This window comes from Aeromonas sp. HMWF014, from assembly GCF_963878295.1.
In the GTDB taxonomy this organism is placed as follows: domain Bacteria; phylum Pseudomonadota; class Gammaproteobacteria; order Enterobacterales; family Aeromonadaceae; genus Aeromonas; species Aeromonas popoffii.
Genome location: NZ_CAWNYS010000402.1, coordinates 1 through 9,042 on the forward strand (window position 1 = coordinate 1; position 9,042 = coordinate 9,042).

Here is a 9,042-nt window from a genome sequence, read left to right on the forward strand (position 1 = left end):
CTGCCGAGTGAAGCCGTGATGCTGGGGGTTCCCGAACTGGAGCTGGAGTTCTACCGCCGCTATCTGGAGCGCCGCCTGCTCAGTTATCAGACCAGGGGCACCTTGCCGAGGCATCAGTTGCTGCCCCGTACCACGGCCCGGGGTGATCAGGAGTTGCAGCCCATGGGGCCAGTGATTGTCTGTATCGATACGTCCGGCTCCATGGGCGGTTACCCTGAGCAGTGCGCCAAGGCGCTGGCACTGGCGCTGTTGCAGCTTGCCCTGACCGAGCAGCGGCGCTGCTTTGTGATGCTCTTCTCCACCGATGTGGCGACCTTCGAGTTGACCGATGCCGATGGCCTCGATGAGGCGCAGCGTTTTCTGGCCATGACCTTCAATGGCGGCACGGATCTGCTGCCCTGCCTGAGCGCATCCCTGCACCAGTTACAGGCACCCGGTTTCGAGCTGGCGGATGTACTGGTGATCTCCGACTTTATTGCTCAGCGCCTGCCTGCCTCGCTGGTGGAGCTGATGGACCGTCAGCGTGGCCGCGGCACCCGGTTCAATGCCGTTGCCATGTCACGCCACGCCAAGCCGGCGTTGCTGCGGGTGTTCGATAAAAGCTGGCTACTCGACTGCGGTCTGCGCGGTCGCCTGTTGCGCCGCTGGCAGCGTAGCTGACACGCGCCGTGCTGGCAGACTGGCCAGCACTCCCCCGACACACAAAAGGCCAAGCGCCAGCCACACCGGCGGCGTGACGGTTTCCCCCAGCAGCCACGTCGCTATTCGCGCGGTTAAGGTGATGGGGCCGCTGCCCATTTGACCATGTTCAGACGCCGGGCTGATGGACGAGCCCCCGCTCGTTCACCTGCGCCTGATCCAGCAGCGGCTGACCGCTCGGCTGGGAGACATAAAAGCCCCGCTTGCCGCTGCGCTTGACCCTGTACATGGCCTGATCGGCCCGAGCCAGTGCCGTGCTGAAGTCATCCTGTGGCCGGATTGCCGCTATCCCCATGCTCAGCCCCACGGCGGCGTCGCCGTTGGGCAGCTCGAACGGGGTCGAGATGGCATCGATGCAGCGACGGGCCAGGTGGTGGGTGCGGGGATCCTCGCTGTGCCAGGGCAGCAGCAACACGAATTCGTCACCCCCGAGTCGGCCGATCCTGACCTCCTCCTCGCAGCAGGTCTTGAGTCGCCGGGTAAGGGCGATCAGCAGCTCGTCTCCTGCCCTGTGGCCCAGGTTGTCGTTGACCTGCTTGAAGTCGTCGAGATCGATGAAGCAGATGGCCTCGAACGCCTGCGGGAACTGGCGTTGCAGCGCGGTGCGGTTGAGCAGGCCCGTGAGGGGATCCCGGTGGGCCAGCTGGGCCAACTGCTGCTCGTACTCCTTCTCGTGGGTGATGTCGATGTGGGTGCCCATCACGCGCAGCGGCTTGCCCTCTTTATCCCACTCCACCACCCGGCCCCGATCCAGCACCCAGGTGACCTTGCCATCTTTGGCGATCATGCGGTGCATCGCCTGATAAAACGGGCTTTTGCCGCTCAGGTGATCGAAGAAGGCCTGCAATACCTGCTCCCTGTCCTCCGGATGCAGGTGTTCACGCCACACATCGAAGTGGGCCGACAGCTCCTTGGGCTGGTAGCCGAGCATGGCGCCCCAGCGCCGGTTGAAGATGATGAGCTTGCCGGTGGGGACGTGATTCTGCCAGATGCACAGGCCTGTGCCATCCATGGCGGCATCCAGCTTCTCCCGCGCATCCTCGGCCACCCGCTTCAGTCGCCCATTCTCCTGCAGCAGCTTGTCATAGGCAGCCTGTAGCTCTTCGTGTGTCATGAGGGCACTCTTCCCGGTGATAAATGCCGCTTATAGTCGATGCTGGCTGTGGGCCTGTAAAGAGCGACAAAATGATATTGCTGTCCGTCTCTCGTCTTGCATGGGGCAGGTTTCTGACCCGGGTCGGGCTGTATCAACAGGTTTTGCTGGCGAGCCCCCCAAGGAGCGATATGATGAGTCCACGTTTGCGCCGCAATGAGCTTGTTTCTTCTCATGATTCATACAATGGCTTCACTTTGTCTGATACCGCTGCTCTTGCTCGCAGGGTGGATGACACCTGTGTGGGCGGCCCGGGGCCCTTTGCCTGAGCCTGCACTGGTCGGGGAGTTGAGCCAGTTGGAAAATGATGCGCTTCCCCCGCGCGTGTTCCGGCTGCGGGTAGCCGCGTTGGCCGCCCATCGGGACAGCTACTCACAACCGTTGCAGGGTCGTATCACCCGTTTGCAGTGCTGGGCGCGTGATGCCGAGCGCACCAGCGAATATGAGATGACCATCGCCTTCGCCAGTCAGCAACTGGCATTGGCTCGTAGACAGGATGACAGACAGACGGAGGCCGGGCTCTTTATCTGTCGGGGCTTCAATCAGCAGATGCTGGGCAATATGACACAAGCCAAGGCAGATTATGATGCTGCCCTGCGACTGGCCGAGGCACTTGATGACCCCCGTCTGAAAAGCGATGCGCTCAGCTATCGGGGTGACATGTTTGCCTATCAGGGGGTGCTGTCGCAGGGGTTGATAGACCTGCTTGCCGCCTATGATGGGTATGTCTCGCTGGGGCAGGAGGGGTTGAGATTGAAGGTGCTGGCACAGATTGCCAACACCTATCGGCGCATGGGGATATACGTGCGTGCCCACGAGTATTTTGAAGAGGTGATGCAGGCTTATCAGCAGCGACACGATCAGAACAGCCTCATCGATGTGGGCACCCTACTGGCCATTCTTTATACCGATGAGGACCGTTATGCACAGGCCCTGCCTCTGCTCGAAGCGGCTGAACGTTATTACCGTCAGGAGCAACGGGAAATGGATCTGGCCTGGATCAGGGTCGAGTTGGCTTGGAGCCTGCTGAATCTAAACCGGATTGACGAGGCGCTGATCAAGTTGGAGCAGGCCAAGCCCGTCCTCTATCGATATGAAGAAGATACGGATGAAGCTACGTTGGGGCTCTGGCAACTGGTGATGGGATTGACACTGGAGGCCAAAAAGGAGGGCGACCAGGCACTGCATTATCTGGCGCGGGCTGAATCCATCTTCAGTCAGGAGCAGAACCAGCGCTTTCTTGCCTGGATCTATCAGGCCAGGGCCAGAATTCTTGAGCAGCAGGGCCAGGTGAGTGGTGCATTGGCGGCGCTCCAACAGTATGTGCGGGTAAAGAGCGAGCTGGATGATTTGCTTAACGAACAGCGTTCGGCCCAGATCCGCCTGGAGTTCGATCTGGCGCGCAAGGATCTGGAGAATCAGACCCTCAAGACCCGGCAGCTGCTTCAGGCCGAGCAGTTAAAGCAGCTGCAGGAGCGGCGGCAATGGCAATATGCAGTGGTGATACTGCTACTGGTGATTATGGGCATGCTGGTGCTGTATCTTTTCAAGCGCTCTCGCAAGCTGCGCCAGCTCGCCATGACCGATGACCTCACCGGCATCCACAACCGCCGTCAGATCCAGGCCAAGGGTGAAGAGTGGTTCAGGCAGGCCAGAGACAATGGCAAGCCGCTCAGCGTGCTGCTCCTGGACATAGACCACTTCAAGCAGGTGAACGACAGGCTGGGCCACCATATGGGGGATCAGGTGCTGGCAGCCGTTGCCAGGTGCATCGCCGCCCAGCTGCGCCCCCTGGACAGGGTGGGGCGCAATGGCGGCGAGGAGTTTCTGGTTCTGTTGCCCGACATCTGCATGGCGGAAGCGGTCGAGGTCGCGGAGCGGATCCGCCATCGGGTCTCCCAGCTGCGCATCGAGGGGATGCCACAGGCGCATCCGGTGCACGTCAGCATAGGCTGTGCCCAATACCACCCCCTCGACGACAGCCTGGGGGGGCTGATCCAGCGAGCCGACGAGGCCATGTACAGGGCCAAACAGGCTGGCCGCAACCGGGTGATGCGGGCCGAGTAGGTCGCCCGGCACCCTTTGCGAACGGCCCTAAGCCGGGCTGGGTATTTTTCACTCGCGCGGGTATAATGTCGCGCAATTTTGCTTTGACTCAGGCGAGAAGACCCATGTAATGCAACCAGCCTCCCCTGTTCCACCCGGTTGACCTCGATGTCAGCCCGCGTGGCGTTAGTTGCTTGCAGTCCTGTGTATGCCGGCGGGCTCGATGCTGCATACATGCAAATGTGCCGTGAGTCGAATGCGGCATCCCGGATGTATTCCCACGGTGGCAAATGCCATCGCTCAATAGAAGAACGTTGAATTATGTCAGCTGAATTTCTGAGTGAAGTCTCCAAGAGACGCACTTTTGCGATCATCTCGCACCCGGATGCGGGTAAAACCACCATCACCGAAAAAGTCCTGCTGTTCGGACAGGCCATTCAGCGCGCCGGTACCGTCAAGGGCCGTGGCTCAGGCCAGCACGCCAAATCCGACTGGATGGAGATGGAGAAGCAGCGTGGTATCTCTATCACCACCTCGGTGATGCAGTTCCCCTACTCCAACTGCCTGGTCAACCTGCTTGATACCCCGGGTCACGAGGACTTCTCCGAAGATACCTACCGTACCCTCACCGCCGTGGATTGCTGCCTGATGGTCATTGACGCCGCCAAGGGTGTTGAAGACCGGACCCGCAAGCTGATGGAAGTGACCCGGCTGCGTGACACCCCTATCCTCACTTTCATGAACAAGATGGACCGCGAAGTGCGCGACCCGATGGAAGTGATGGACGAGGTGGAGCGCGAGCTGAAGATCATGTGCGCCCCCATTACCTGGCCTATCAGCTGTGGTAAATCCTTCAAGGGTGTCTATCACCTCTACAAGGACGAGACCTATCTGTATCAGACTGGTCAGGGCCACACCATTCAGGAGAAGCGGGTAGTCAAGGGGCTGCATAACCCCGAGCTGGACGCCGCCATCGGCGAAGACCTTGCCGCCCAACTGCGTGGCGAACTGGAGCTGGTGCAGGGTGCCTCTCCCGAGTTCGATCACGAGGCTTTTATCGCCGGCGAGATGACTCCGGTGTTCTTCGGTACCGCGCTCGGTAACTTCGGCGTCGACCACATGCTGGATGGCCTGACCGACTGGGCCCCTGCGCCTATGCCGCGCAAGGCCGAGAGCCGTCTGGTTGAGGCGACCGAGGAGAAATTCTCCGGCTTCGTGTTCAAGATCCAGGCAAACATGGATCCGAAACACCGCGACCGTATCGCCTTCATGCGCATCGTGTCAGGCACCTACTCCAAGGGCATGAAGATGCGCCATGTGCGTATCGGCAAGGATGTGAACATCTCCGATGCCGTGACCTTTATGGCCGGTGATCGCGAGCAGGCTGTTGAAGCCTGTGCCGGTGACATCATAGGTCTGCACAACCACGGCACCATCCAGATCGGTGACACCTTCACCCAGGGTGAGGATCTGAAATTCACCGGTATCCCGAACTTCGCTCCCGAGCTGTTCCGCCGCATTCGCCTGCGCGATCCGCTCAAGCAGAAGCAGCTGCTCAAGGGACTGGTTCAGCTTTCCGAAGAGGGGGCGGTGCAGGTGTTCCGTCCGCTCATCAGCAACGATCTGATCGTTGGCGCGGTCGGTGTGCTGCAGTTTGACGTGGTGGTGTCGCGTCTGAAGAGCGAGTACAACGTCGAAGCTATTTACGAAGCCGTCAACGTCTCCACCGCCCGCTGGGTGGAAGGGACCGACGTCAAGAAGTTCGAGGAGTTCAAGCGCAAGAACGAGCTGAACCTGGCGCTGGATGGCGGTGACAACCTCACCTACATAGCCCCGACCATGGTCAACCTGCGTCTGTCTCAGGAGCGTCACCCGGACGTTCACTTCCGTCAGACTCGCGAGCACTGATAACGGCTTGCTGGCCTGTCGGTTGACGATAAAAGAGACCCCGCTTCGGCGGGGTCTCTTTTTACATGGTCATCATTCCCTTCCTGATCACAATATCCCATTGTTTTTCCATACGAAACCAACATAGGATTTCGCTTCGTCATGAGGATTTCGGAAAGATCAGCAATAAGGACATAGCATGCACATTCTCCAAGCCACCCCGGCCCATCTTGAAGAAACCAGTCAGTTGTTTGATGCCTACCGCCAGTTTTATGGGCAGGTACCGGATCATAGTGCCGCGACCGGCTTCATTGCCGAGCGCCTCACCGCCGCCGATTCGGTCATCTTTCTTGCTCGCAATGAGATGGGGAAAAGCATCGGTTTTACCCAGCTTTATCCCGCATTCTCTTCCGTTGCAATGAAGCGGATGTGGTATCTCAACGATCTCTATGTTGTCGAGTCGGCCCGTCAGCAGGGAGTGGCGAGGGCCCTGCTAAAACGGGTAGCAAGTTTTGCCAAAGAGACAGATGCGCTGACCGTAAAGCTGGCCACGGGCATATCTAATCATCCCGCTAAATTACTCTATGAATCAGAGGGGTATCAAAAGATCACTGCCTTTGACCACTATGCCCAACGGGTTTAGATGCTTCTCCCCTGACGGGAGAAGGTCTAAGAAGGAGGCGGCCGCCGCTACAGCGCCTTGGCCATACATATCTCGCAATCCCCGTGGCCGGTGCGGCCGAGCGGCCCCGGCAGGTGCGCGAAGCCGAGGGATTCGTAGAGCGTGGTCGCCTCGCGCAATACCTCGGTGGTTTCCAGATAGCAGCGCTGGTAACCTAGGGTGCGTGCCTCGTCCAGTGCCTGCAACACCAGTCGCCGTCCCAGCCCCAGTCCGCGCAGGGAAGGCATGAAGTACATCTTCTGCAGTTCGCAGACCTGATCCTCTTCCCCCGCCAGCGGCGCGATACCGCCACCGCCCAGAATGGTGCCATCGGGCCCTTCGATCACCCAGTAGCGGCTCTTCTCCCCTTGGTAGGTCTCGTGCAGCCGATCGAGGTCAGGGTCGGCCACGCCATAGCCCTTGTCGGCGGTGAGGCCGTATTCGGCGGAGACGGCGCGCACCACGTTGGCGATATGGGGGTTGTCGGCGGCGGTGATGGGACGGATGCGGTAGCCCTGCTGACGGCGGGTGCGGGAGAGGGCGCTGCGGTAGAGGTGCAGGCCGGCCCACAGCTGCTCGCGTTCGCTCAGGGTGAGCTGGGCCAGGGTCTCTTCCATGGCGTTGTCCATCTCCTGGTGCAGGTCCCGCAGCTGGGCCTGGCCGGCGATAGTGAGGCGCGCCTCCTTGCTGCGTCCGTCGGAGGGGTGCGGGTGCCAGCTGATGAGCTCGCGCTCGGCGAGTCGCGCCAGCGGACGGCTGGCGTTGGATTTGTCGATACGCAGCCGCTCTGCCAGCTGCTGGTTGGTGGCGGGGCCGCTCTCCAGCTCGATCAGCAGATGGGCTTCGAGCGGGGTCAACGCCAGCTCGCCGCACTGTTGAGAGAGCATGCCGAGTTCGCGCACCAGATCGCGCGACAGGGCGCGCAGGGGACGGGGATCCATATCAGGGTTTCCTGTTTGGTTGTCATCGACAACTAAAATAACCAATTGGTTGTAATACGCAACCTTTTTTTGCACATAAAAAAGGGGCCCAAAAGGCCCCAAGCAGTGCGTTGGATAACCAGAATGCAGGGTTGGCCTGCTTACACCAGCTCTGCCAGCATGGCGTCGGCATAGGGGGTCAATGCCTCGCCCTTCTGCACTTTGGCGAGGTAGTCCGGGTTGGCGATCAGCGGGCGGCCGATGGCGACGAGATCGAAGCGGTTGGCCTTGATGGCATCCAGGGCAGTGTCGGCGTTGTAGTTGCCGACGCCCACCAGATGACCGTCGTAGTGGGCGCGCAGGTAGTCGGAGGCGTGACCATCCAGATAGTCGAAGGTGAGGCTGTCATCGAAGATGCCCAGGTGCACATAGGCCAGGGCGCGCTGGTTCAGCTCGGCCAGCAGATAATCGAACACGGCGCGATCCCGCTGGTCACCCTCAAGGTGCACATAGGCACCGGGGGAGAGGCGCAGGCCCACCCGCTCGGATCCGATGCGGGCGTTGACCGCATCCACGACCTCCAGTGCGAAACGGCTCATCTTCTCCGGGCTGCCACCGTAATTGTCGGTGCGCAGGTTGGTAGTGTGATGCAGGAACTGGTCGATGAGGTAGCCGTTGGCGCCGTGGATCTCCACCCCGTCGAAGCCCGCCTCGATGGCGTTGGCTGCGGCCTGGGCATAATCCTCGGCCAGCTGGCCTATCTCGGCCACTGTCAGGGAACGGGGCACCTGATACTCCAGCTCGCGCATGCGCGGTACTGTGCCCTTATGGGCGACGGCGGATGGTGCCAGCACCTCACCATGGTGGAAGAAGGGGTGGGAGAGGCGACCCACGTGCCACAGCTGGGCGAAGATCTTGCCGCCCTTGGCGTGCACGGCGCGGGTGACGTTTTTCCAGCCTGCGATCTGCTCCGGGCTGTAGATCCCCGGGGTGTTGGGATAGCCCTGGCCATCGGGACGAATGATGGTCGCTTCGGAGATGATGAGGCCGATATCGGCACGCCGGGCGTAATAGGCGGCCATCTGCTCGGTGGGCACCAGGCCCGGGCCTGCCATGCAACGGGTGAGGGGGGCCATCATGAAGCGATTCGCGAGCGTGAGGGTGTCGTTGAGGCGATAGGCTTGAAACAGGGTATTCATGAGCGTCGTCCTGAGGGAGTGATTCTTGAACGAGCATTCAAGACGTTTTTTGTTTTGTGTGCAAGTCTTTTTTGAACAAGCATTCAAGATGGGTTGGTCTTGCCTGCCCGCTGGGGTAAACTTGCCGCCCTTTTTGTTTCCCTCTCATCGGCCTTTCGCCGGTGATCGCTTGTTCAACGGAGAAACCATGCGCAGCGCCGAGTTCAACCGGGACGACGTCTTGCGAAATGCCATGGAGGCATTTCGGGCCAAGGGTTACGCCAAGACCACCATGCAGGAGCTGGTGGCGGCGACCGGATTGCATCCGGGCAGCCTCTACGCGGCGTTTGGCAACAAACGCGGCCTGCTGCTGGCGGCGGTCGATCACTATGTGCAGGAAAAAAGCGCGCTGCGTCGTGGCTTCTTTGCTGGCCAGAGCCCGCTGGCGGGGATACAGGCCTACCTCAGCCAGATAGTGAACGATGCTCTGTGTGGCAC

Annotated in this window: 8 protein-coding genes; 5 read left to right on the forward strand and 3 right to left on the reverse strand. The window is 60.4% G+C overall.

The features are described from left to right. Positions 1–660 (forward strand): VWA domain-containing protein (locus AAC083_RS16275; RefSeq protein WP_146181700.1); only part of this gene is annotated, 660 nt, incomplete at its 5' end. 148 nt (positions 661–808) lie between these two features. On the opposite strand, the gene AAC083_RS16280 is transcribed toward AAC083_RS16275, so the two are convergent. Then, positions 809–1,813 carry a sensor domain-containing diguanylate cyclase gene (locus AAC083_RS16280; protein WP_108537153.1) on the reverse strand — a complete coding sequence of 335 codons (1,005 nt, stop codon included), beginning with the start codon at positions 1,811–1,813 and terminating at the stop codon, positions 809–811. Between the two features lie 225 nt (positions 1,814–2,038). Here AAC083_RS16280 and AAC083_RS16285 point away from each other — a divergent pair, with 225 nt between their 5' ends. From AAC083_RS16285 to AAC083_RS16295, 3 genes are all read left to right on the forward strand, one after another. Further along, positions 2,039–3,919, forward strand: coding sequence for a GGDEF domain-containing protein (locus tag AAC083_RS16285; RefSeq protein ID WP_181364784.1), 1,881 nt, complete (start codon positions 2,039–2,041; stop codon positions 3,917–3,919). Positions 3,920–4,216: 297 nt separating this feature from the next. Further along, the gene (gene prfC, locus AAC083_RS16290) at positions 4,217–5,806 is read left to right on the forward strand and encodes a peptide chain release factor 3 (protein ID WP_108537154.1); all 1,590 of its coding nucleotides are present in this window, start codon (positions 4,217–4,219) and stop codon (positions 5,804–5,806) included. A gap of 178 nt (positions 5,807–5,984) precedes the next feature. Further along, positions 5,985–6,428 (forward strand): GNAT family N-acetyltransferase, encoded by a 444-nt coding sequence (locus AAC083_RS16295; protein ID WP_108537155.1) that lies wholly within the window; start codon positions 5,985–5,987, stop codon positions 6,426–6,428. Positions 6,429–6,475: 47 nt separating this feature from the next. Here AAC083_RS16295 and AAC083_RS16300 read toward each other — a convergent pair whose 3' ends face one another. Together AAC083_RS16300 and AAC083_RS16305 are read right to left on the reverse strand one after the other, a co-directional pair. Further along, positions 6,476–7,387, reverse strand: coding sequence for a bifunctional helix-turn-helix transcriptional regulator/GNAT family N-acetyltransferase (locus AAC083_RS16300; protein ID WP_108537156.1), 912 nt, complete (start codon positions 7,385–7,387; stop codon positions 6,476–6,478). Positions 7,388–7,527: 140 nt separating this feature from the next. Then, positions 7,528–8,565: an alkene reductase gene (locus AAC083_RS16305; protein ID WP_108537157.1), complete on the reverse strand. Its 1,038-nt coding sequence runs from the start codon at positions 8,563–8,565 to the stop codon at positions 7,528–7,530. Between the two features lie 187 nt (positions 8,566–8,752). On the opposite strand from AAC083_RS16305, the gene AAC083_RS23230 reads away from it, so the two are divergent. Further along, on the forward strand, positions 8,753–9,042 hold a 290-nt coding region (locus AAC083_RS23230), incomplete at its 3' end, for a TetR/AcrR family transcriptional regulator (RefSeq protein WP_258224724.1).

Excerpts from the sequence above, each read along its gene's own strand:
- AAC083_RS16280 (WP_108537153.1), bottom strand. The coding sequence starts at position 1,813 with ATGACACACGAAGAGCTACAGGCTGCCTATGACAAGCTGCTGCAGGAG.
- AAC083_RS16285 (WP_181364784.1), top strand. The coding sequence starts at position 2,039 with ATGGCTTCACTTTGTCTGATACCGCTGCTCTTGCTCGCAGGGTGGATG.
- AAC083_RS16295 (WP_108537155.1), top strand. The coding sequence starts at position 5,985 with ATGCACATTCTCCAAGCCACCCCGGCCCATCTTGAAGAAACCAGTCAG.
- AAC083_RS16300 (WP_108537156.1), bottom strand. The coding sequence starts at position 7,387 with ATGGATCCCCGTCCCCTGCGCGCCCTGTCGCGCGATCTGGTGCGCGAA.
- AAC083_RS16305 (WP_108537157.1), bottom strand. The coding sequence starts at position 8,565 with ATGAATACCCTGTTTCAAGCCTATCGCCTCAACGACACCCTCACGCTC.